This is a genomic window from Collinsella aerofaciens ATCC 25986 (assembly GCF_964239575.1).
Classification (GTDB): Bacteria; Actinomycetota; Coriobacteriia; order Coriobacteriales; family Coriobacteriaceae; genus Collinsella; species Collinsella aerofaciens_BQ.
The window spans coordinates 1-22,772 of the sequence record NZ_CAXSQQ010000009.1; the positions used below are offsets into that span (position 1 = coordinate 1).

22 protein-coding genes and 6 tRNA genes are annotated in these 22,772 nt (G+C 58.7%); 21 read left to right on the top strand and 7 right to left on the bottom strand.

Annotated elements, in window-relative coordinates; all coding sequences use genetic code 11:
* Positions 1-127 precede the first annotated feature (127 nt).
* From ACESUZ_RS05920 to folB, 15 genes are all read left to right on the top strand, one after another.
* Complete coding sequence (locus ACESUZ_RS05920) at positions 128-442, top strand: hypothetical protein (RefSeq protein WP_373199010.1); 315 nt, start codon at positions 128-130, stop codon at positions 440-442.
* Positions 443-682: 240 nt separating this feature from the next.
* Positions 683-772: transfer RNA gene (locus ACESUZ_RS05925), tRNA-Leu, on the top strand.
* A gap of 59 nt (positions 773-831) precedes the next feature.
* A complete protein-coding gene (locus ACESUZ_RS05930; protein ID WP_373199012.1) occupies positions 832-3,177 on the top strand; it encodes a GAF domain-containing SpoIIE family protein phosphatase in 2,346 nt (781 codons plus the stop codon).
* A gap of 78 nt (positions 3,178-3,255) precedes the next feature.
* Positions 3,256-4,002: an anti-sigma factor antagonist gene (locus ACESUZ_RS05935; protein ID WP_373199013.1), complete on the top strand. Its 747-nt coding sequence runs from the start codon at positions 3,256-3,258 to the stop codon at positions 4,000-4,002.
* A 105-nt stretch (positions 4,003-4,107) separates the two neighbouring features.
* Positions 4,108-4,183, top strand: a tRNA-Gly gene (locus tag ACESUZ_RS05940).
* A gap of 34 nt (positions 4,184-4,217) precedes the next feature.
* Positions 4,218-4,291, top strand: a tRNA-Cys gene (locus ACESUZ_RS05945).
* Positions 4,292-4,333: 42 nt separating this feature from the next.
* A tRNA-Gly gene (locus ACESUZ_RS05950) sits at positions 4,334-4,409 on the top strand.
* Between the two features lie 211 nt (positions 4,410-4,620).
* Positions 4,621-6,321: a glycoside hydrolase family 13 protein gene (locus ACESUZ_RS05955; RefSeq protein ID WP_373199015.1), complete on the top strand. Its 1,701-nt coding sequence runs from the start codon at positions 4,621-4,623 to the stop codon at positions 6,319-6,321.
* A 141-nt stretch (positions 6,322-6,462) separates the two neighbouring features.
* Positions 6,463-6,538, top strand: a tRNA-Gly gene (locus ACESUZ_RS05960).
* 3 nt (positions 6,539-6,541) lie between these two features.
* A tRNA-Val gene (locus tag ACESUZ_RS05965) sits at positions 6,542-6,616 on the top strand.
* Between the two features lie 612 nt (positions 6,617-7,228).
* Positions 7,229-9,451: an anaerobic ribonucleoside-triphosphate reductase gene (nrdD, locus tag ACESUZ_RS05970; RefSeq protein WP_373199017.1), complete on the top strand. Its 2,223-nt coding sequence runs from the start codon at positions 7,229-7,231 to the stop codon at positions 9,449-9,451.
* Between the two features lie 427 nt (positions 9,452-9,878).
* Positions 9,879-10,460: an anaerobic ribonucleoside-triphosphate reductase activating protein gene (gene nrdG, locus ACESUZ_RS05975; protein WP_373199019.1), complete on the top strand. Its 582-nt coding sequence runs from the start codon at positions 9,879-9,881 to the stop codon at positions 10,458-10,460.
* 66 nt (positions 10,461-10,526) lie between these two features.
* Positions 10,527-11,084, top strand: coding sequence for a GTP cyclohydrolase I FolE (gene folE / locus ACESUZ_RS05980; protein ID WP_373199021.1), 558 nt, complete (start codon positions 10,527-10,529; stop codon positions 11,082-11,084).
* A gap of 1 nt (position 11,085) precedes the next feature.
* On the top strand, positions 11,086-11,667 hold the full coding sequence (locus ACESUZ_RS05985) for an HD domain-containing protein (protein ID WP_175406008.1): 582 nt from the start codon (positions 11,086-11,088) through the stop codon (positions 11,665-11,667).
* A gap of 43 nt (positions 11,668-11,710) precedes the next feature.
* On the top strand, positions 11,711-12,196 hold the full coding sequence (gene folB, locus ACESUZ_RS05990; RefSeq protein ID WP_195624795.1) for a dihydroneopterin aldolase: 486 nt from the start codon (positions 11,711-11,713) through the stop codon (positions 12,194-12,196).
* Positions 12,197-12,202: 6 nt separating this feature from the next.
* Here the strand turns inward: folB and ACESUZ_RS05995 are convergent, their stop codons facing one another.
* Together ACESUZ_RS05995 and ACESUZ_RS06000 are read right to left on the bottom strand one after the other, a co-directional pair.
* The gene (locus ACESUZ_RS05995; RefSeq protein WP_373199023.1) at positions 12,203-12,979 is read right to left on the bottom strand and encodes a M48 family metallopeptidase; all 777 of its coding nucleotides are present in this window, start codon (positions 12,977-12,979) and stop codon (positions 12,203-12,205) included.
* A 73-nt stretch (positions 12,980-13,052) separates the two neighbouring features.
* Entirely contained in the window at positions 13,053-14,066 is a 1,014-nt protein-coding gene (locus tag ACESUZ_RS06000; RefSeq protein ID WP_373199025.1) for a dipeptidase, read from the bottom strand.
* Between the two features lie 120 nt (positions 14,067-14,186).
* Between ACESUZ_RS06000 and ACESUZ_RS06005 the strand changes: the two genes are divergently transcribed.
* The 3 genes from ACESUZ_RS06005 to ACESUZ_RS06015 all read left to right on the top strand — a co-directional run bounded on the left by ACESUZ_RS06005 (position 14,187) and on the right by ACESUZ_RS06015 (position 16,078).
* On the top strand, positions 14,187-14,615 hold the full coding sequence (locus ACESUZ_RS06005; protein ID WP_117817160.1) for an FKBP-type peptidyl-prolyl cis-trans isomerase: 429 nt from the start codon (positions 14,187-14,189) through the stop codon (positions 14,613-14,615).
* 3 nt (positions 14,616-14,618) lie between these two features.
* Positions 14,619-15,197 (top strand): urease accessory protein UreE, encoded by a 579-nt coding sequence (locus ACESUZ_RS06010; protein ID WP_373199027.1) that lies wholly within the window; start codon positions 14,619-14,621, stop codon positions 15,195-15,197.
* An 83-nt stretch (positions 15,198-15,280) separates the two neighbouring features.
* On the top strand, positions 15,281-16,078 hold the full coding sequence (locus ACESUZ_RS06015) for an HAD-IIB family hydrolase (RefSeq protein ID WP_373199029.1): 798 nt from the start codon (positions 15,281-15,283) through the stop codon (positions 16,076-16,078).
* 77 nt (positions 16,079-16,155) lie between these two features.
* On the opposite strand, the gene ACESUZ_RS06020 is transcribed toward ACESUZ_RS06015, so the two are convergent.
* From ACESUZ_RS06020 to ACESUZ_RS06040, 5 genes are all read right to left on the bottom strand, one after another.
* On the bottom strand, positions 16,156-16,536 hold the full coding sequence (locus ACESUZ_RS06020) for a Fur family transcriptional regulator (protein WP_373199030.1): 381 nt from the start codon (positions 16,534-16,536) through the stop codon (positions 16,156-16,158).
* A 61-nt stretch (positions 16,537-16,597) separates the two neighbouring features.
* Positions 16,598-17,008: an acylphosphatase gene (locus tag ACESUZ_RS06025; RefSeq protein WP_373199032.1), complete on the bottom strand. Its 411-nt coding sequence runs from the start codon at positions 17,006-17,008 to the stop codon at positions 16,598-16,600.
* Between the two features lie 2 nt (positions 17,009-17,010).
* Entirely contained in the window at positions 17,011-18,117 is a 1,107-nt protein-coding gene (locus ACESUZ_RS06030; RefSeq protein WP_373199034.1) for a Gfo/Idh/MocA family protein, read from the bottom strand.
* 73 nt (positions 18,118-18,190) lie between these two features.
* Positions 18,191-18,727 (bottom strand): ribonuclease HI, encoded by a 537-nt coding sequence (gene rnhA / locus ACESUZ_RS06035; RefSeq protein ID WP_373199035.1) that lies wholly within the window; start codon positions 18,725-18,727, stop codon positions 18,191-18,193.
* A 48-nt stretch (positions 18,728-18,775) separates the two neighbouring features.
* Entirely contained in the window at positions 18,776-19,678 is a 903-nt protein-coding gene (locus ACESUZ_RS06040; RefSeq protein ID WP_373199037.1) for a LysR family transcriptional regulator, read from the bottom strand.
* Between the two features lie 273 nt (positions 19,679-19,951).
* Between ACESUZ_RS06040 and ACESUZ_RS06045 the strand changes: the two genes are divergently transcribed.
* From ACESUZ_RS06045 to ACESUZ_RS06055, 3 genes are all read left to right on the top strand, one after another.
* Positions 19,952-21,262, top strand: coding sequence for an O-acetylhomoserine aminocarboxypropyltransferase/cysteine synthase family protein (locus ACESUZ_RS06045; protein ID WP_117848770.1), 1,311 nt, complete (start codon positions 19,952-19,954; stop codon positions 21,260-21,262).
* 312 nt (positions 21,263-21,574) lie between these two features.
* Positions 21,575-22,351 carry a hypothetical protein gene (locus ACESUZ_RS06050; RefSeq protein ID WP_373199039.1) on the top strand — a complete coding sequence of 259 codons (777 nt, stop codon included), beginning with the start codon at positions 21,575-21,577 and terminating at the stop codon, positions 22,349-22,351.
* 186 nt (positions 22,352-22,537) lie between these two features.
* Positions 22,538-22,744 (top strand): hypothetical protein, encoded by a 207-nt coding sequence (locus ACESUZ_RS06055; RefSeq protein ID WP_117745854.1) that lies wholly within the window; start codon positions 22,538-22,540, stop codon positions 22,742-22,744.
* Positions 22,745-22,772 lie beyond the last annotated feature (28 nt).

Sequence of the window (22,772 nt, forward strand, 5' to 3'; positions counted from 1 at the left end):
GGCTACATGTCTCCGGTCGAGTTCAGGGAGGCGGGGCTGTCCCTCCCGGAATCGTCCAAATAGGTGTTGCCAATCCACCGAGTACGCCGAGAGGGCCAGGGCGCGGGGGAAGAGCGACAGGGAGGTCATGAGGTGCCTCAAGCGCTACGTGGCCAGGGAGGCGTACCGGGCGCTGATGCGCCCGCACGAGGTCAGGAGGCCCGAGGACGCCTCGGGGCTCGTGGCGGCCAGGCGCGCGGCGAGGGTCAGCCAGGTGAGGGCGGCGTCCATATTGGGAACCAGCGAGAAGTACATCTCGATGCTGGAGAGGGGCCAAAGGGAGCTCAAGCCCATAAGGAGGGCCTACGAGGCATGGGTCGAGGCCGGACTTCCGCTCGATTGGGACAGGCAAGCCTTCGAGGCCGAGCGCAAAATGGATTCTAAAAAACACCTTGCCAAATAGGAGCGTCAGGGGGAGCGATATTTTGCAGCACGAAGTGCGCAGCAAAATATCGGTCATGCCCGAGGACGCGCCGGGAGGCAACACCGATTCGGGACCGGACATACGGATCTACCTGCGCATTAACAAATTCGTAAACTTTTTTGAAAAAAGTGCTTGCACAGTTCTCGAATCATAGGTTATTATCTTCCTCGTTGAACGCGCGGGTCCAACAAAACGAACTGCGAATCAACAACATAGCATGTCGGAGTGGCGGAATTGGCAGACGCGCTAGCTTGAGGTGCTAGTGACCGCTTTTTGGTCATGCGGGTTCAAGTCCCGCCTCCGACACCATCGCATTTGAGAAGCCTCTTCGGAGGCTTTTTTGTTACCGATAGACGGTGGGGTCCACGATGGAAACGCTTGAACGCAACGAGTGGGCAGACGTTGCCCAACTAGTCGAGATCACGAGCGATGCTGTCATCATCTGCGAGCTCGACGGAACAATTCTGCATGTGAATAATCGCTTACTTGGTTTGATGTGCGAGGAACGCGCTGACGTCATCGGTGGAGATGTTAAAGATGTCCTGTACTCATCCGCTTTTGAACGTGCGACGGAACATCGTCTGCCATTTGAAACTGATGGCTCCGAGAACGAACTGATGCTCAAGCTGAGTGACGGCTCCTTTATCCCCGTCTTGGTTCGTGCGGGCTCCGTAACGCCTCCACGCATCTTTGGGCGCCGCGCGCCACGTGTCCTGGTGGCGCTCCATAGCATCGAAGAACAGTATTCGCACGACCGTCAGCTCAAGCGTGCGCTTTCGGAGCTTAGAGTGGCGAACAAGCGCCTCTCTGGCACGCTCTCGGTCATTATGAGCACTGTGGGCTCCGATGAGTTACCCAGCCTACTTGATGCTGTTTTGAACCAGCTTGTCGGAACGCTCGATGCTTCGGGTGCCGCTATCTATTTTTCTGAGAGCGGCGGTTTTAAACTTCGCGGTGTTTCCAAGGATCTGTACGACAGCTACCTGCCTGAGTTTTTGCCGTATGGCGCTGGCATTCCGACGTATGTTCTTCGTGAGTCGCGTGCCTGTCGCTTGTCGATTCAACAGGACCTTGAGGGTGATAAGGCCGCCTCCGGTATGTTTATGGACTTGGACAATCGTTCTAAGCACCTGTTGCGCATGCAGGATATGCCTCCGTACCGCAGCGAGATCTGTCTTCCCGTTTTTTACGGTACGCAGATTCTTGGCGTGCTGGAAGTTGGTTGGAAACGCCCTCAGGCACCGCTCGCCTATGACGTTAATGTGCTCGAGGTCATTTGCGATTACCTGTCTATCCAGCTGGTCGGCATGGCATCGAGCCTTCGCTCCCGTCGCACGGCCGAGCTTGGCCGCTCGCTCAATGTCTTGCGTGATGAGTTGTTTACCTTTCTAGACGATTCCGCCGCGGCTACCCAGGCGGTATCGTCCGAGATCTGCAATATGCTTAACTGCCATTTTTGCCCTGTTGAGTATGACGCCAGTCTGGATTCCTACGTCATAGATTTTGAAGGCGGCAGTCGCGTTGCTTTGCCGGACGATCCCGAGAAGCTTTTCTTTTCCACGACGGCGCCAGCGGCACGTCTGGGGGCTGGCCCTGATGGCTTTGAGGCATCTGTTTTGGGCGGCACGAGTGCCGAGGACCTTAAACACGTCCGTATAACTCGCGTTGACGAATCGATGCCTATGGGAGGTTGGCTTAGGGCGCATGGTCTGCCTTGTCAAGGTCTCTACGTCGACTCCGGCATCGAGGCGGGGCGCCCGCGCTCTGAGGGTGATGGCAAACACAGTAACGACGCGATTGTTCCTGCTTCTGTTGCGAAGAGCCCTACGACGCGCGCGCTGCTGCTTCGTGATGGTAGCCAAGAGCCGATTGATGACCTTGAATATGACTACTTGGTGCACTTAGCGCATGACTTTGAGCTGATCTACGAAGGCGAATCTCAAAAGCGCGAGGAGCGCCATATCGCTCAGACCCTTCAGATCGGCATGAGAAATTCCCTGGGGGATGTTCCGGGTATCGCAACCGATTCGGTGTACCTGTCGGCCACGAACTCGGCGTTGGTCGGCGGCGATTTCTATACGCTCATCCGTCTTCCCGACGACTGCGCCGTCATGATTCTGGGCGATGTGTCTGGCAAAGGCATTGAGGCTGCATCGATGTCCGCGCTCGTCAAGACGGCCCTGACGGCATATGCCTGGGAGGGCGCTGGACCGGCCCGCATGGCACGCTCCCTTAACAGCATGCTCATGGGCTTCTCGAGGGTCGAGACGTTCGTGACGGCCTTTATCGCCAAGATTGACCTTAAAGCCGGACGCGCAACGTATTGTTCGGCGGGCCATCCTCCGACCATGGTCATTAGGCCAGAGTCGATGCCGCTGGGTGGCGGCGAGGCCCGTGGGGGAGAGGTCGAGCTACTTGGATGCCAATCGGGCGTAATCGGTGCCTTTGAGAGCATGGTGTACGAGACAGGCGTGTTTACGTTCGCTCCTGGTGACATGCTCTTCATGTATACGGATGGAACGATTGAGGCCCGCGACCGCACCGGAGCGTTCTTTGGCGAGCAGCGTTTGCGCGATCTTCTGCTTTCTGTTTCGGGGGAGGGCGTATCGGGAATCTGCGGCAAGGTCTTGGGCGAGCTTGACCGATTTACCGAATCGGCGCTGGACGATGACATTGCATTGGTGTCCCTTGAGTTTTTACGGGGTCGTTCATAGACGACGCTGGGCGGGCTGAATCCGTACGGTTGGGGAAACGAATGCATTGAGTGGGCTTTTTTGGGGAACCATGGTCGTATGAATGAGTGGAATGACATAGCGGTTTTGACGCCACCAGGCGATATCGACATCGCCACGGTGCCTGCGCTGCGTCGGCGGTTGGATGCTCTGATTGGCCGCGGCGTGCGTCGCGTCGTCATCAACTGTCAGGCTGTTAGCTTTATCGATTCGACGGGCTTGGCATTCCTGCTTACGCGCGCTCGTGAGCTCATGAGGCGAGAAGGCCTGCTTTCGCTCGTCAATGCATCAGGTGAAGTTGTTCGCTTTTTGGAGATTGCTCGTCTTGTCGATATCCTTCATGTCGCGGGGCCGGCACGGGAGTCTATTCCCGCCATTCCGGTGGGGGAGCTGCCTCGCTGGAGTAAGAGCGTCGAGGTCCGTCAGGGTATCGAGAATCTTCCATACTACCGACATCGCATCGCCGAACTCCTTGAATCGCTCCCGTTGCGCCGTGACGAGCGCTACGATGTCGCATTGGCGTCGGGGGAGGCGCTGGGTAATGCCTATGACCATGCGGGCGGTATCGGGTGCGTCCTGACGGTTCAGGCCTATGGCGATCGCGTTGTGGTTGAGGTGCTTGATCGAGGTGCCGGCTATTCTATCGATGAAACGAACGAGCCGGTCACATCCGAGGAGCGCGGACGTGGTATCAAGCTCATGCGTATGCTCGTCGATAACGTGGAGGTTGCTCGTCGTACGGACGGCGCCGGCACGCGCGTGCAGATGGTGAAGCTGTTTAGCGGAGCGCTGGAATCGTGTGCCTAGCCAATCGCTTTAGCGCGTTTAGCTACTAAGAACATGCGGCAGACAAGTTTTTTGAAAAAAGTACTTGCGTCTTTTGGACAACTCGCGTAAATTAATAAGCCGCAAGCGGACATGGCTCAGTTGGTAGAGCACAACCTTGCCAAGGTTGGGGTCGCGGGTTCGAGCCCCGTTGTCCGCTCCATTGCATTTCCGGACCGTTTAGGCGGTCCTTTTTCGGCGAAGTGGCCAAGTGGTAAGGCAGAGGCCTGCAAAGCCTTTACCCCCGGTTCGAATCCGGGCTTCGCCTCCAGGCAACATCCGGGCGCTCCGGCGCCCGTTTTGTTTTACATATGCGGACATGGCTCAGTTGGTAGAGCACAACCTTGCCAAGGTTGGGGTCGCGGGTTCGAGCCCCGTTGTCCGCTCCAAACGCAGCAGCCCGACTACCACGGTAGCCGGGCTTTTTTGTACCCATCGCCTGGGCTCGAACCCGAGAGGGAGCGAGCGTTTTGGGTCGCGGCTGTGGCGTTGTTTGCCGCGAATGTCCGCTTTGGGCGTATCATCGTGGGCATCTCGCATAACCTCGTTGCAAGGGAGATACGCCCCATGGCTACAGAATAGTCTTCTTCGCGCTCATGGATGTCCGACGCCGCGATCTATCAGATCTATCCGCGCTCGTTTAAGGATTCGACTGGTTCGGGTCTGGGCGATATCGCGGGCATTACCCAGCAGATGGACTATCTTGAGCGGCTGGGTATCGAGGCCATCTGGCTGAGCCCGTTTTACCCATCGCCTCTTGTCGATGGCGGCTATGATGTGGCGGACTACTGCGATGTCGATCCGCGTCTCGGCTCGCTTGACGACTTTGATGACATGATCGCTGCGGCTCACGCGCGTGGCATCAAGGTCATCGTCGACATCGTGCCCAACCATTCATCCAACCAGCACCCCTGGTTCAAAGCTGCTCTTGCCGCCGGCCCCGGATCGCCCGAGCGCGCCCGTTATATCTTCCGCGATGGTCGCGGCGAGCATGGCGAGCTGCCTCCCACCAATTGGAATGCCAACTTTGGCGGCCCCGCATGGACGCGTGTTGCGGACGGTCAGTGGTATCTGCACATGTTTACGCCCGAGCAGCCGGACTTTGACTGGTCATGCCCTGAGGTTCACGCGCTCTTTTGCGACGTCCTGGCGTTTTGGAGCGATCGAGGCGTCGACGGCTTTCGCATTGATGTGGCGCAGGGTCTCGCCAAGGATCTCGACCGCGATGACCTCGACCAGTGGCATCTCGCCGAGGGCGATGACATGGTTGACGACGGCACCCATCCGCTGTGGGACCGCAATGAGGTCCACGAGATTTATCGCGAGTGGCGCCGCGTGTTCGACCGCTATAATCCGCCGCGCAGTGCCGTTGCCGAGGCGTGGGTGCTGCCCGAGCGCCAGTATCTCTACGCGCGTCCCAGCGAGCTTGGCCAGACATTCAACTTTGAGTTTGCCAAGGCCACTTGGACCTATGATGACATGCACACTGCAATCGAGAAGGGCTTGAAGGCAGCCGTCGAATCCGATTCCGCCTCGACCTGGGTACTCTCCAACCACGACGTGCCGCGCGTGGCGACACGCTATGCCCTGCCGCAAATCAAGGCGACGCGCTACCACCAGATTGCGCTCGACTGGCTCTTACGCGACGGGTTGTCTTATGACGAGGACCGTGAACTCGGCGAGCGCCGCGCGCGGGCGGCCCTTTTGCTTGAACTGGCGCTTCCGGGCTCGGCATACGTGTATCAGGGTGAGGAGCTCGGCCTTTTTGAGGTGGCTGACATCCCGTGGGCTGCACTCGAAGATCCTACTGCGACCAATACGCGCGGACCGAAGCGTGAGAAGGGGCGCGACGGCTGCCGTGTGCCCCTGCCGTGGGTGGCGGCGGACGATCCCGCGCAGGGCGGATCGTTTGGGTTTTCGCCGGCGGACGCCGATGCGGCGCCCCATCTGCCGCAACCTGCATGGTTTTCCGATTACGCTGCCGATAGGGAAGAAGCGGACCCGACATCGATGCTTGCGCTCTATCGTGACGCCCTCTGGCTTCGGCGCAAGCTGCGCGGTTGCGCCAACGATTTTGCGTGGCTCGATCTTGACGGGCGCACCGGTCTTGCGGATGGTGCCGAGGGCGCCGAGGGCGGCGTCATCGCCTATCGCCGCGACAACGGCTGGGCGTGTGTGACGAACTTCGGCGCAGCAGCCGTGGAGCTGCCGGCGGGCAGGGTCCTGCTCACCTCATCACCGCTTGCAGACGGCAGGCTCGCGCAGGACAGCTCTGCCTGGATCATGCTCGGTGAGATGTAGGGGTCTCTTGCGGCGAGATTGCGTTTGCCCGCGCCTTCCGTGGTGGCTGATGTCTTCGCGAGGTTCGCGAGGGCGTTGCAAAACTTTTTAAAAAAAGTTCTTGCATAGGATGCGGGCATCACGTAAGATTAATCCTCGTAAGCGGACATGGCTCAGTTGGTAGAGCACAACCTTGCCAAGGTTGGGGTCGCGGGTTCGAGCCCCGTTGTCCGCTCCATTTGGGCGTTTAGCTCAGGGGGAGAGCGCTTCCCTGACACGGAAGAGGTCAGAAGTTCAAATCTTCTAACGCCCACCAAATGTTCGCAGCTCAGAGGCTATGTCCTCTGGGCTGTTTTGTTTTGCTACCAAGCACGCCGTCAAATATGCCACCAAATATTGATCCAAGGTCCCCGTAGAGGTGCCGGCAGATTGCATACGTCCTGGCCGACCGTGACCGCAACATGTTGGTCAAGCATAATCTTTTGGATTCTTTTGGCGTGAGCGGCTTGGTTTTGGTAGGATTTGTCAGCGGCTTGACTAAGGGGGTTTTATAACTGCCATGCAGGTAGCCGTATTGGTAACGTTTTACCGACTTCCCAAGAACCCCTCATTTTTAATGCGTCTGCAAAATGACTAATTGCTTTGACCTGCTGAAACACTATATGTTGTGTTTGACCTAAAAAAAGAATACAGGATATAGATGCCTCTTTGTCGTATGATAGATGGCGGACAGAGAACGAGAACCTTATTCGCCCCATTTGGACACGTCTTTGAGCCGCTTGATCGGCCGCGAGGATTGTCCGCATGAGGACTTATGGTTTATCGAGAACACAGATTGCGCGACGGCGCCGCAAGACAGGGGCAAGCCCTGCCGGGTATCGTTTGGCTCTGAAGCGCGATGAGGCTACGATGCGAAAGAGGCAAGAGGATGAAGATCATCAAGCGCAGCGGCACCGAGGTTGTCTTTGACATCGATAAGATCGTCAATGCCATCCGTGCCGCAAACTCGGAGGTCGAGGAGAGCTCTCGTCTTACCGACCGCCAGGTGGTTTACGCGGCGCAAAACGTCGCCGAGGCATGCGAGAACGCGGGCCACACTGTTTCGGTCGAGGAGATTCAGGATTTGGTCGAGGACGAGATCATGCGTCTCGACTGCTACGAGGTTGCCCGCCACTACATCATCTATCGCTATGTTCAGAGCCTGAAGCGCCAGAAGAACACGACCGATGACAAGATCCTGTCGCTGATCGAGTGCAATAACGAAGAGGTCAAGCAGGAGAACTCCAACAAGAACCCGACCGTCAATTCCGTTCAGCGTGACTACATGGCCGGCGAGATCTCCAAGGACCTGACTCAGCGTGTGCTGCTGCCTCAAGAGATCGTGGATGCCCATAATGAGGGCCTGATCCATTTCCACGATTCGGATTACTTTGCCCAGCACATGCACAACTGCGATCTGGTGAACCTGGAGGACATGCTCCAGAACGGCACTGTTATCTCGGGTACGCTGATCGAGAAGCCGCACAGCTTCTCGACCGCCTGCAACATCGCGACGCAGATCATCGCCCAGGTTGCTTCCTCCCAGTACGGTGGCCAGTCGATTTCGCTGACCCATCTTGCCCCGTTCGTCGAGGTGAGCCGTCAAAAGATTCGCGGCGAGGTCGCTCGCGAGCTTGAGGAGCTCGGCGTCTCTGCGTCTGCCGAGAAGGTCCGTGAGGTCGTTGAGGACCGTCTGCGTGACGAGATCCGTCGCGGCGTCCAGACGATTCAGTATCAGGTCGTGACCCTTATGACCACCAATGGCCAGGCGCCGTTCGTGACGGTCTTTATGTATCTTAACGAGGCCCGTACGCCTCAGGAGAAGCACGACCTTGCCATGATCGTGGAGGAGACGCTTCGCCAGCGCTACGAGGGCGTTAAGAACGAGGCCGGCGTATGGATCACCCCGGCATTCCCCAAGCTTATCTATGTACTCGAGGACGATAACGTTCACGAGGATTCCCCGTACTTCTACCTGACCCAGCTGGCTGCCAAGTGCACTGCCAAGCGTATGGTGCCCGATTACATCTCCGAGAAAAAGATGCGCGAGCTCAAGCTGTCGAAGGGCGAGACCGCGGGTAACGGCGACTGCTATACCTGCATGGGCTGCCGCAGCTTCTTGACGCCCGACCGCTCGGGCAACGGCTTTAACAACGTTGCCAACGCGCTGAACTACGACCCGAACAAGCCCAAGTACTATGGTCGCTTTAACCAGGGCGTCGTGACCATCAACCTGCCCGATGTCGCGCTGAGCTCGCACCAGGATATGGATAAGTTCTGGAAGATCTTCGACGAGCGCCTTGAGTTGTGCCACCGTGCCCTGCTGTGCCGTCATGAGCGCCTGATGGGTACGCTTTCTGACGCCGCACCGATTCTGTGGCAGTACGGCGCCCTCGCTCGTCTGAAGAAGGGCGAGACGATCGACAAGCTGCTCGTGGGCGGATACTCCACCATTAGTTTGGGTTATGCCGGCCTGTATGAGTGCGTCAAGTACATGACGGGCCACAGCCACACCGAGAAGGAGGGCACGCCCTTTGCCATGGCCGTCATGCAGCGCATGAACGACAAGTGCGCCGAGTGGAAGGCCGAAAGCGATATTGACTTCTCGCTGTACGGTACCCCGCTTGAGTCGACGACCTACAAGTTCGCCAAGTGCCTGCAACGTCGTTTTGGCATCATCCCGGGCGTGACGGACAAGGGCTACATCACCAACAGCTACCACGTCCACGTGTCCGAGGAGATCGACGCATTCGACAAGCTCAAGTTCGAGGGTATGTTCCAGCAGCTTTCGCCGGGCGGTGCCATCTCCTACGTCGAGGTTCCCAACATGCAGGACAACCTCAAGGCTGTCATTCGCGTGATGCAGTACATCTATGACAACATCATGTACGCCGAGCTCAACACCAAGAGCGATTATTGCCAGGTGTGCGGCTACGACGGCGAGATCAAGATTGTCGAGGATGACGGCAAGCTGGTGTGGGAGTGCCCCAACTGCGGCAACCGCGATCAGGAGAAGATGAACGTCGCCCGTCGTACGTGCGGCTACATCGGTACCCAATTCTGGAACCAGGGTCGAACCGAGGAGATCCGCGACCGCGTGCTGCATCTCTAATACCGCTCCGGGGCTGAACCGAGAGGGCCGCTTGGGCATTTGCTCGCTATTTCGGACAGTCCTGCGCAAGACGAAGGCCACATTAAGTGGCCTTCTTTGCGTGCGGAACTCATATCGAGCAAAAGCCCAAGCGGCCCTCTCGGTTCAGCCAAGTTGACGTAGCTGAGATGCAGCATGAGGCCTGCTCACTCCTCGAAGTTCTTAGCGGAAATGAGTTGACTTGCAACAACGCTTTGCTTGCGATAACGGTTGAGCTGCAACAAAGTATTTATTGGACCTCGAACCCTATACTCGATGTTCGCTTCGTTCATTGAGTTACCCTTTGCATGAGGCCGGGACATATCGTCCCGCCCGCAGTTTCGCAGGCCGAAGGCCGAGAATGTTTGAGGACGGGATGATATGTCCCGGCCTCCCGGGAGAGTTACCTATGAACTACGCGAACATTAAGTATTTCGACATTGCTGATGGGGAAGGCGTTCGTACTTCTCTGTTTGTGAGCGGGTGCCGTCGTGGGTGCAAGAATTGCTTTAACTCTGTCGCGTGGGACTTTGCTGCGGGTGAGCCGTTCGATCGTGCCGTCGAGGACAAGATTATCGAGAGTCTCGATCATCCCTTTATCGATGGCCTGACGATTCTGGGCGGCGAGCCTATGGAGCCCGAGAATCAGGCGGGGCTCGTTGACTTTATCGAACGCGTGCGTGCGGCCTATCCTGCGGGGTCGGGCAAGACCATTTGGTGCTTTACCGGCGACGTGCTCGAGGAGCTTATGCCGGGCGGTCGCCATCATACCGAGGCGACGGACCGTATCCTTGCCTGCCTCGATATGTTGGTGGATGGCCCGTTTGTTCAGGATCTGTACGATATCTCATTGCGTTTTAGAGGCTCGAGTAACCAGCGTGTGATCGATATGAACGCTACGCGCGACCGTGCTGAGCGCGAGGGTGTTGTGCTTTGCGACGCTGTGGAGCTTTGGCGGGACGATCCGGTCTATTCGACCCATACTATGTAGCTTGTGGCCGATGCCAAAGGGCGTGGTACCATAGCGCGAACGTGAAATCGGAAAAGTGAGGCCCAGATGGTCGATCAGGAAAAAGTCGAGGCCGCCATTAAGCTGTTGCTTGAGGGCATAGGCGAGGACCCAACTCGTGAGGGCCTGCTGGAGACCCCGGCGCGCGTTGCCCGTATGTATGGTGAGATCGCCGGCGGTATGGATCAGAGTGCCGAGGAGCACCTGTCCAAAACCTTTGCCGTCGCTTCGAACGATTTGGTTATCGAGCGCGACATCACGTTCTACTCGCTGTGCGAACATCATCTGCTGCCGTTTTATGGCAAGGCCGCCATTGGTTATATCCCCAACGGCCGTGTCGCAGGGCTCTCTAAGCTTGCCCGCACGGTTGAGGTCTACGCCCGTCGTCTGCAGCTGCAGGAGCAGCTGTGCGCACAGGTTGCCGATGCCCTCATGGAGTATCTCGCTCCCCAGGGAGCGATTGTGCTCATGGAGGCTGAGCATATGTGCATGACCATGCGCGGCGTGCAAAAGCCTGGCACCAAGACCGTGACGCTCGCTCGCCGCGGCGTCTTTGAGACCGATCCGTCGCTCGAGGAGCGGTTCTTTAGGATGCTGGGCCGTTAGCATGAGGGTCGTCAACGACTTTACATCGAAGACCGATGAGGGGACGCCGCGTCGCGGCTTCATGGCTTCGGGCCTGGCCCCCTTTGATGCCATGCCTCGCATTGATTACATTTGTGCCAACGGGCTGTTTCGGCGGCACCTGGGCAACATTGCGCAGTTGGAATCGGGGCGCATCTTCTGCCGCCACGGTATTGACCATCTGCTCGATGTCGCTCGCATTATGTGGATCAAGAATCTCGAGGAACAGCTCGAATTTGACCGCGAGGTCATCTACGCCACGGCACTTCTTCACGATATCGGCAAAGATGAACAGTATGAATCGGGTATATCCCATGATGTTGCAAGCGAACGCGTCGCCGATGCGATTCTCGGCGGCATGCCCGATGATGTGGCGTTTGAGCCGGCCGATGCCGCAGCCATTAAGACGGCCATTCTGGGCCATCGAAAGCTGCGCGTGAACAGCCAACCGCTTGAGCGTCTGCTCTATGCGGCCGATAAAGCGTCGCGCGCCTGCTTTGCATGCCCCGCGCGCAATGCTTGCAACTGGAGCGATGATAAAAAGAACCTGTCGATTCGCGTGTAGTTAGTTTGCGCGGTCGGGGTTCTAAACGAAGGAGACGATCGCGATGAGCAATAAGAAACTGCCCGAGAATGCAACCAAGACTGAAGGTGCCGAGCTCGCCCGCCGTGGAAGGGGCGAAATATCCACCGCAACGGCGGTACCCCACGTGAGCTATGACGATCTGCGCCATGCCGACCGCATCACCGTTGAAGGTCTTGAGGTTTTTGCTAACCACGGCGTATATCCCGAAGAGAACGCGCTGGGCCAGAAGTTCATCGTGTCCCTGGTGCTCTATGCCGACCTGCGTGCAGCGGGGGAGCACGATAACCTGGACGCCTCGATTGACTACGGCTCGGTATGCCACGATGTCGATGGCTATCTGCGCGAGCATACGTTTAAGCTCATCGAGGCTGCAGCCGAGGGTGTGGCCCAGATGCTGCTGCGTCGTTACCCCCTGCTGCTTGGCGTGCACGTTAAGCTCGATAAGCCTTGGGCGCCCGTCGGTCTTCCCCTGGCAAGCTGCGGTGTCGAGATCGAGCGCGTGCGCTAACCGACTCTAGAGCTCGTTGGCGGGCGGTTTTTTGAGCCGCTGCGACAGAGCCCTGTTGTTGGGGCAGTACGTGTCGAGCAGCGCGTGAAACCGCTGATTGTGGCTTGGCTCGAGCAAGTGGACGAGCTCGTGGGCGACAACCATGTCGAGGCATTCGACGGGGTAGGCGGCAAGTTCTCGTGCGATGCGAACGGCGCCGGATTTGGGAGTGCATGAGCCCCAACGCGTTTTCATGCTGCGTACGGAAACGCGGGAAACGGCGACACCCATTGCGATTTCGTATGCGTGCACCATATCGCGCAGCGCCGTGGCGACCTCGGTTGCATAGAGCTGGTCGATGCGGGTCTGGAGCTCATCGGACGTCAGGCCGTCGAGGGTTGCGCGCCGCTTGGCCTGTGGGCGTTCGTTCGATTTGTCGGCACCCATAAAACTTGCGAAGGTGGCCTGCTTGGGCCGCGGTGCGGGTGATGCAAAGTTGCGATCGAGCGCATCTTGTACCGTGATGGGCTTGCCCCAAAGTGCAATGATGGACGAGGGGCTGAGCGGCTCTCGTGCCGTCGCCTGACGTTGCTCGCGCTGGGCAAGTCGACTGATAATCCAGGCGCTGTTGCGCTTCACAAACGCTTCGATACGCTCGCGGCTGGCGTCGAGCGGTGCACTGGCGTGGACCTCACCGCTCGATGTGACGCGTAGGTTGAAGTTCTTGACGCGCTTTTTGGTAACGACGACGGGGATGGATGTGCCATCCGGTCGGGATACGGTAATCGTAAATTGCTGCGTCAAAAGCGGTCCTTCAGATTGGGGACGGGCCGCATGTCGACCGTTCGGCATGCCGGCCCGCTCAGGGGATGTGAAATTAATAACGCTCGAAGAAGGCAAGGGCATTATCGCTGCAGAGCTTCTGCATCACGGTCTTGCCAAAGTGCTTGGAGAGCATGTTCTGGAACTCGGGCATCTTGCTGGCATCGGAGAGGAAGGCGGGCACCGTGGCACCGTCCCAGTCGCCGCCGAGCGCGATGACGTCCTCGCCGCCCAGGTCGAGCCAGTGCTCGATATGTGCCGCTAGCTGGTCGAAGGTGACGTCTGCGGCGGTCTTGTCGGTTGCGTCGTTGGAAAGGAACTCGCTGCAGTAGTTGAGGCCGACGATACCGCCCATGTCGCGAATGGTGCGGAACTGGTCGTCGGTAAGGTTGCGTTTGACGCCGCAAACCGCACGGGAGTTGGAGTGGCTGGCGACGAAGGGACGCGTGGCGTGGGCGACAACCTCGTCAAAGCACTCATCGTTGAGGTGGGAGACGTCGAGCACCATGGCGGCGTGCTCCATCTGCGTAAGTGCCTCGATGCCGGCAGCGGTGAGGCCGGCGTGGGTATCGTGTCCGCTCGCGAGCGGTCCCTGCGCGTTCCAGCTGAGTGACGACATAAGCACGCCCAAGCTCTTGAGCACCTCGATCAGTGCGGGGTCCTCGGCAAAGAACGTGGCGTTTTCGATGGTGTGGATGCAAGCGACTTTACCGTCCTTGAGCGCGGGGCGAATGTCTGCGGCGCTGCGTACGTTGACCATGCGGTCGTGGTTGAGCATTGCCTGGCCGCTCATATGCGCCATGATTTGCGCCTGGAAGCGCGCGGCGTGGGCGGTGGGAATCTCGTCGGGGACAAACGTGGCGAAGCACTGTGCCCACGGCGTGTTGCCGATCTTTGCGAGCGAGATGGCACAGGCGTTGCCCTCGATGAGGTCGAAATCTTGCGGATGCGTTTCGTCGCCGGGGAAATAACCGTCGGTGCCGGCGGTAAAGCGCAGGTCGAGATCGAGCGTGGCCCAGCCGATTCGGTCGGCGGTGTCGCAGTGTAGGTCAAATACGGGATATGCCATGGTTCCTCCGGTTGCAGCGTTTCTTTGCAAACTGTCATTGAATTGTATGACTAGGGTATAGTTAGCGCCATATGTTCACGGCGGCCTGCGTTGTGCGCCGCCCTTATCACGGAGGTTACCATGTCCAACCAGGGCAAGAAGGTCAAGACCCATTATCGCGGCACGCTCGACGACGGCACGCAGTTCGATAGCTCCTACGATCGCGGCGAGCCGCTGGAGTTCACCTGCGGTGCCGGTCAGATGATCAAGGGCTTCGACGCCGCTGTTGTCGACATGCAGGTGGGCGAGAAGAAGACCGTGCACATTCCTGCTGCCGATGCCTACGGCGAGCACAATCCCGAGATGGTTCTGACCTTCCCGGCCGAGCAGGTTCCCAACATCGAGCAGATCGAGAAGGGCATGAAGCTCTTCCTGTCCACGCCGAGCGGTATGCCCGTCCCCGCCGTCGTCATTGACGTGACGCCCGAGGCTGTGACGCTCGATGCCAACCACGAGCTTGCCGGCAAGGATCTCAACTTCGATATCGAGCTCGTCGAGGTCGAGGATTAGGCTATGCCTGCAAATCTGGTTTCGACAACGTGCCTCGGAAATCTCAACGACCCGTCCTATGAGCTTTTGCTTCGCCGGGAGCTGGGCGGTGTCTTTGAGGTCGATGAGCTACTGCTCGATTGGGACCAGGCTGATGTATGCGCGTTTGCGGGCGTGACGGAGCTGGGGCGCACGATCGATGTTCGGCCGGATGCTACCGACGGTGGTCGTCTTGCCGACGGTGACGTGCTCGCCATTGACCGTTCGGGCGTGGTGCCCGTGGCGGTTGTCGTGCGCCTGCGCAGCGCCGAGGTTTATTTGGTCGAAGTCGACCGCATGGATCCGATTGCACTCGCGCATGCGTGCTGGGAGATCGGCAACATGCATGCGCCGCTCTTCCGAGGCGACTCGGACGAGCATACCGTGCGCATGTATACGCCGGTGCAGCCTGTTTTGGGCCGCATACTCCGGGGTGTCGAGGGTGTTCGGCTCTCAGTGGTCACGCGCGAGCTCGATGCCAGCCGGCGCTTTGCGTCGAGTGCGGCGGAGGTCGTCGTGAGCATGGCTCCCGACTTTACCATCGTAAAAAAGGCGCGCGGCTAAGCGCGCGTATGCGCAAGACGGGCTTTGAGGGGCGACCAATCAAGGTCCGTCTTGCTGTTGATAGGAGGCTTTGGGGGAAGCGTATGGGTCTTGAGGGAATCAAGCTGATCGCCTGCGATTTGGATGGCACGTTGCTGCATCCGGGGGAGCGCGAGCCGCGTTCCGAGGCCTTTGAGCTTATCGATGAGCTGCATCGTCGCGGTATCGTGTTTATGCCGGCGAGCGGCCGTCAATATGCGAGCTTGCGCCACCTGTTTGCCCCGGTGGCCGATGAGCTCGCATATGTATGCGAAAACGGAGCCCTGGTGATGAGCGAGGGACGTGCCGTTGTCAAGCGTTCCATGGAGCGCAGCCTTGCTATGGATATCGCGAATGCCGTGGTTGCGTATCCCCATGCCGACGTGACCCTTTCGTGCGAGGGGCACCTCTACACCATGAGCGGCAATGATGCGTTCGTCGACCATTTGCGCTATGAGGTCTACTGCGATGTGGCGGTGGTCGACCGTCCCGAGGACATCGACGAGGACGTCATTAAGATTGCCTTCCAGACACCCGAGGTTGATCAGCCGGCGGCGCTGGAGCATTTTGAGCGCCTCTTCAGCGACCGTGTCGACGTGATGACGTCGGGAACCGAATGGACGGACTTTATCGGTTTCGGTTCGGGCAAGGGCTCCGCGCTTGCCGATTACGGTCGTGCCCTGGGTATTTCGCCCGATGAGATGATGGCGTTTGGCGACAATGAGAACGATCGCGACATGCTTAACGTCGTGGGCCATCCCTATCTGATGGAGAGCTGCAATCCCTCTATGCGTGGCATCAACGACCGCGTCCGCTACGTGCGCACGGTCGAAGAAGAGCTGCGTCGTCTACTTGCTGAGTAGACATTTGGGACATGTCTAGAAATCTACTTTTTGCTGCAGAGTGCGGAAAGGTGGATTTTAAGGCATGTCCCAAACATCTATCGGCAGTCGGGGCAGAGACCCTCAAAGATGGTGTAGTGCGACGTGACGTTCCAGCCGATTTGCTCGGACGCCTTGGCGTCGAGCTGGGCATCGAAGGGGAGCGGTACGTCGATGACGCGGCTGCACGAGGTGCAGATGATATGCGCATGCGGCTCGATCGTGCGATCGAAGCGGCTACCGCCCGGCGTCTTGATGGAGAGGATCTCGCCGGCGTCGGCCAAGAGATTGAGATTGCGGTAGACCGTACCGCGGCTGATTTTGTCATCCTGCGCGCGCACGACGTTGTAGATTTCGTCGGCGGTGGGATGGTTATAGCTTTGGCGCACGGCGTCAAGAACCAGCTTTCGCTGCTTGGTATTCCTTCTTTGCACCGCCATGCGCCTCGCCTCTTTTCTATTAACGGTCGTAGGTAAATGATACCGTATTTAGCACACAATACTAATAATGAGGACTGAAACCGTCTTCATTGCCAAGTGGGGCTCGGGTCTGGGCGTCTACGAGGCGAAAACGCGTTCCCATGCGCTCGTAGGAGGCATGGAGCGCCTCGAGATGAGATAGGATGCTTGCCGGAGCTCCCTGTATCTCCATCTCGACTGAGCCGTCTTCCATGTTACGCACCCAGCCGGTGAGTGCGCGTGCCTGCGCGAGGTTGGTGTTGGTAAAGCGAAAACCAACGCCTTGGACTTGCCCCGCCCAGCGCAGGAAATAGCGCAGGGGAGTGTCTTGAGTGGCCCCGTCGCTTGCGAGCACAGTAAGCCTGCGGCGCAGCTCGAGCTCGACGTTTGACGGTTTTTGAGGCTCTCGACTGCCGCTGGTGACGCTGGAGAAGAACGTATCGAAGAAGCCCATCGCTATGCCTGCTTGCCTGCGTCGGCCGGGAAGGTTATGCCGGCCTGCTGGCGCACGGCATCCATGATGCGCAGTGAGACGAGCGTGACATCGCGGTAGTGGCCAAGCTCGTGACGTCCCGCCGGGGTCTCCCAAATCTCTTCCTTGACGTTATCGATGCCGCCGATGGCGGTGATAAAGTCTGTGAGTTCGTATTCCATAGTGTTGCTCGATTTGGGCAGGTCGAGCACGCGGCCGTTGTCGCCCTGTTCGCGCGGCGCCTCGGTCGCCGAGCCGCGTACGACGTCGCCGCGATAGTCGATGCGGACGTTGCGGGGCGTGGACAGATGGTCGATCTGGATAGTGCCACGCTCGCCTTCGATCTGCGAGGGCAGCAGGTCATTCGTAATTTTGGAGTGCGCGAGCTCGACGGAGATACGGCCACCGCCGTAGCTGGCGAGGATGGAACCGCAGCCATCGATGGGGCCGTGCGTGAGCTGTCGCGTGGTGGGGTCGAGCAGAGTAGCCATGCTCGTAAGGCCGGAGGGCATGCCGAAAATCTCGACCATGGGCTCGACGGTGTAGACGCCAATATCCATGAGGGAACCCGATGCCATATTGCAGTCGAAGATATTGGTGGCGCGTCCCGCGAGAATCTCGTTGTAGCGCGAGGAATATTTGCCAAAGCGCAATGAGGCGCGGCGGATGGGCGCAATCTCACCCAGGGCGTCCTCGATGGCGTGGAAAGCGGGGTCATGGAGCGGGCGCATGGCCTCGAGGGCTACGACGCCCGCCGCCTCGGCTGCGCGAAAGACCTCGAGCGCCTGCGCCTCGGTGGCGCAGAAGGGCTTTTCGACGATAACGTGCTTGCCGCCGGCGATACAGGCGAGCGCCTGCTCGTAGTGGAGCGCATTGGGGCTGCCGATGTAGACGGCATCGACGTCGGCAGCGGACGCAAGCTCGTCAAGCGCGGTGAAGTTACGCTCGCCACCGTGCTTGGCGGTGAAGGCGGCGCCGCGATCTGCATCGCGCGAGAGCGTGCCCACAAACGCAGCTTGGTCGTTGGCGTTGACGACCTGGATAAAGTCGTCGGTGATCATGGATGTGCCGATGGTTGCGATACGCAGCATGTGTCCCCCTTGCGTTGTTTGGCCTACAGGATGAGTGTAGCGCGTGGGGATATAAAGCTGCGCGAAAACGCTATTACAGGTCGCTCTCGTTAAAGCCGGTGTCGATATCGAGGTTACTGCCGTCGGCCGCCGTGGTGGCGAGTTCATCGCAGCGCTCGTTGAGCTCGTGACCGGCGTGACCCTTAACCCAGATGAACTCAACCTTGTGCTTGCTTTTGACGGTGAGTAGGCGCTCCCACAGGTCGCGGTTCTTGACGGGCTGCTTGTTGGCGGTTTTCCATCCGCGCTTTTTCCAGCCGTCGATCCAGTGCTTGTTAAAGGCGTTGACGACGTACTGCGAATCGGAATGGACCTCGACCTCGCAGGGGCGGTTGAGCGCCTCGAGCGCCACGATGACCGCCATGAGTTCCATGCGGTTGTTGGTGGTCTTGGCGTAGCCGCGTGAAAGCTCGGAGGTGAAGGTCTTGCCGGCGGGGTTGGTGTATTTGAGTACGGCGCCGTAGCCGCCGCGTCCCGGATTTGATCGGGCCGAGCCGTCGGTATAGATGATGACCTTCACATGGTTCCTTTCGTTGGGTACGTTTCGTGTGAGTGACCATTGTAGCGCCATGCCCGCCGGGGGCTAGCAATCTACGATTTCTACCCCGTCTTCCGACAGTTAGTTGGCATGGATGATGCGGTTGAGCTCGTCGAGGTATTGCTGCAAGAGGGGAGAGGGCTTGCGCTCGTCGTGCATGATATAGCCTACGTGCATCGTTGGGGCGTCTGCTAACGGGATCGATGCCATACCCCATTGCATTTCATTGGAGAGGACACCGGTCGATAGGGTATAGCCGTTCGACGTGATAAGTAAGTTGGTAAGTGTTCCGCGGTCCGAGATTCGTATGTTGCGGTCGCAAGGGATATAGCTAAAAGGTTCCTCGGCGTAATAGAAGGAGTTCGAGGTGCCTTGCTCAAAGCTGTAGCGCGTATATGGTGTGAGGTCGGCAAGGGACAGCTGCGGGCGGCGGGCAAGCGGGTGGCGCTCGCTAACGAAGACGTGGACCGTCGCGTCGAATAGGGGATGGAAGCTCGCGCGCGCATCGGCAAAAGCCTTCTGCAGAACGCGGACGTTAAAGTCGTCCAGATAGAGGATGCCGATGTCGCTGCGAAACGCGCGGACGTCATCGATGATCTGCGATGTGGTGGTCTCGCGCATGATGAACTCGAACTTGCTGTCGCGGCAGCGCTCGACCACGTTGACAAAGGCCTCGACCGAAAAGGCGTAGTGCTGGGCGGAGATGGCGAGGCGGGCTTGCGGAGTGCCGCCGTCCTCGTAGCGCGCCTCGAGCATGTCGGCCTGCTCTACGACCTGGCGCGCATAGCCCAAAAGCTCGGTGCCGTCGTTGGTGAGCGTGACGCCGCGGCTGGAGCGCGTAAAGATCTCCAGGTGGAGCTCCTGTTCCAGGCTTTTGACGGCGTTTGAGATGTTGGACTGAGCGGTATAGAGGCGCTGGGCTGCGGCATTGATTGAGCCGGACTCTGCTACGGCGATCAGGAAACGAAGCTGCTGGAGGGTCATCGGCGCCGTCCTTTCGAGCGTTATCTATAAAACCGATAACAGGTTAGCGCTTTTAAGTGATTGACCGAGGGAAACAATGCTCGTACTATTCAAAACACACAAAGGCGGTAGGTAATTAAACCGACCACGGAACCGGGATGCGAAAGGAGGCCCGCATATGAATTGCTTACCAAGACGAATGCCGGGCTCCTGTTTGCGCCCGTCGGCGTGATCAGGAGACAGCGACTTACTTCTCTCTAATTAATTAACTTTTGTTCGATCAAGGAGATCATCATGAGCCAGTTCATCAACAACCCCGAGCACACCTTTGGTTTCGATACCCTGCAGCTTCACGTTGGCCAGGAGAGCGCCGATCCCGCATCCGACTCCCGCGCCGTGCCTATCTACCAGACCACGAGCTATGTGTTCCGCAACTCCCAGCACGCCGCCGATCGCTTTGGTCTTGCCGACGCCGGTAACATCTACGGCCGTCTGACCAACTCCACCCAGGGCGTCTTCGAGGACCGTATCGCCGCACTCGAGGGTGGTGTGGCAGGTCTTGCCGTCGCCTCCGGTGCTGCTGCCATCACCTATACCCTGCAGGCTCTTGCCCAGGCCGGTGACCACGTGGTGGCTCAGAAGACCATCTACGGTGGCTCCTACAACCTGCTGGAGCATACGCTCTCCCAGTTTGGCGTCGAGACCACCTTCGTCGATGCCCACAACCTGGACGAGGTCGAGGGCGCCATCAAGGACAACACCACGGTCATCTACCTCGAGACGCTCGGCAACCCCAATTCTGACATCCCCAATATCGACGCCATCTCCGAGATCGCCAAGAAGCACGGTTTACCGGTTGTCGTCGACAACACCTTCGGCACCCCGTATCTGTTCCGTCCGCTGGAGCATGGTGCCAACATCGTCGTCCACTCCGCAACCAAGTTCATCGGCGGCCACGGCACCTCGCTGGGCGGTGTGATCGTCGACGGCGGTAACTTCGATTGGAAGGCGAGCGGCAAGTATGAGCAGATCGCCGAGCCCAACCCCTCCTACCATGGCGTCTCGTTTGCCGAGGCTGCCGGTCCCGCCGCCTTCGCAACCTATGTCCGCGCCATCCTGCTGCGTGACGAGGGCGCCTGCATCAGCCCGTTCAACGCTTGGATCCTGCTCCAGGGCACCGAGACTCTGTCGCTGCGCGTTGACCGTCATGTCGAGAACACCAAGAAGGTCGTTGAGTTCCTGGCTGGTGATAGCCATGTCGCCAAGGTGAACCACCCGAGCCTGTCTGAGCACCCCGATCACGAACTCTATCAGAAGTACTTCCCCAACGGCGGTGCCTCGATCTTTACCTTTGAGATTAAGGGTGGCCAGGAGGCAGCTTGGAAGTTCATCGACCATCTGCAGGTGTTCTCGCTGCTCGCCAACGTGGCCGACGTCAAGTCGCTCGTCGTGCACCCGGCTACCACTACGCACTCCCAGCTCTCTGCCGAGGAGCTCGCCGAGCAGAACATCACGCCCTCCACGATCCGTCTTTCCATCGGTACCGAGAACGCCGAGGATATCATTTGGGATCTGAAGCAGGCCTTCGCCGCGCTGGACGAGTAAGGCGACTTGTGCAAGGACCCCTTGCGACTCGATAGGTATAACTGCATAAAATGCCTGCTCAAGGCGCCTGTGCGAACAATGGTTGCACAGGCGCCTTTTTTGCATAGAGCGGGTGCAAAAACAGGGTTTTTGGCATGCTTTATGCAATCGAGATGTGGAAAACTCCTGTTAAGAGGATGTGAGTTTTACGCAATTGACGTGCGCCTTTTGAGTAAAACCGCAGGTCGCGATTTGCTCGGGGTACTATGCAGCGCGATCGAATCACACGCAGCTCAAACGCAGCAAAAACGCACTACGGAGGTTTCTAGCTACATGAGGATCGATTCACGAAAACCGAAAGCCGCCGCCCTTTCCGCCGCTCTGACCGTGGCACTTTTGGCGGGCGCCGGTGCAACCGATGCCCACGCGGCAACACTATCCGATACGGTTGGACCTACGCCGTCCGAGGCGACGCTGGTGCAGCCCGTTGACTATCGCGGCGATGGTTATGGTTCCATGCAGGAGTGGAACGCCTCGATGGAGGCCAAGCGCGATTCCCTTGAGATGCGCGCTCAGATCATTATGAATATGTATGGCGACTATGCTACCGATGACGAGCGTGCTGTGCTGCAGGGTTGCATCGACGGTGCGGGTAGCCTGTTGACGATGGGGGAGGTCGACGCCAAGTCGACCGAGCTCGATGAGCTGCGCGCTGCGCTTGAGGATGCCAAGCGCGAAGCGCTCGAGGCTGCCGCAGCCGAAGCCGAGGCCGCTGAGGCCGTTCAGGCTTCGTATTACAACGCCGGCTCCGGCTCGTCTTACGCGTCTGCTGCGTATTACGCGAACGGCTCGGGCCTGACGCGCTCGAGCGGCGTCAATAACTATAACGGCCGCCGCGAGACTTATTACAGCAGCAACGTGTTGTATCACCACCGCACGGGCGAATGGACGCAGGACGCCGAGGGCTTTTGGCGCGATTCCGATGGCTACTACGTCGTTGCCGCGGGCGATAAGGCCCAGGGCTCCACGTTTACCGGGTCCAAGGGCGAGTGCAAGGTCTATGACTCCGGCTGCGCTGCCGGAACCACCGATTACTACACTGGCTGGTAATTTTTCTGCATCACGGATATTTGGCGGACGGGCGTCTTTACCGAGCTTTAGGGCAACGTAAGGGCGCCCGTTTTTTGTGCGTGCTTGAGTTAACAGAGCGCTTACCGTGGCAGTACGCCGCGCATATGGGCGCGGGGCACACTAAGTCACGAGAAACAAAGTCTTTCTCGTGGAGGAAGTGGTCTTGTGAACGCTCGAGATATCGCCGTTGCCGCCGTTGCATTGACGCTTGGTTGCCTTGGTCCTACGGCCGCGCTCGTCGCGGGTATGCAGGGGTCTTGTGGGGCTGCCTCTATCGTGGTCGGTGCGTTGATCGCGGCTGCGCTGCTGGGAAGTGCGGGTGTAGTTCTTTGCCGCGATGGCGAGGACGAGGTGCCTGAGTCGCAACGCTAACTGTTGTGAGGTTGCCGCCGGTCATAGA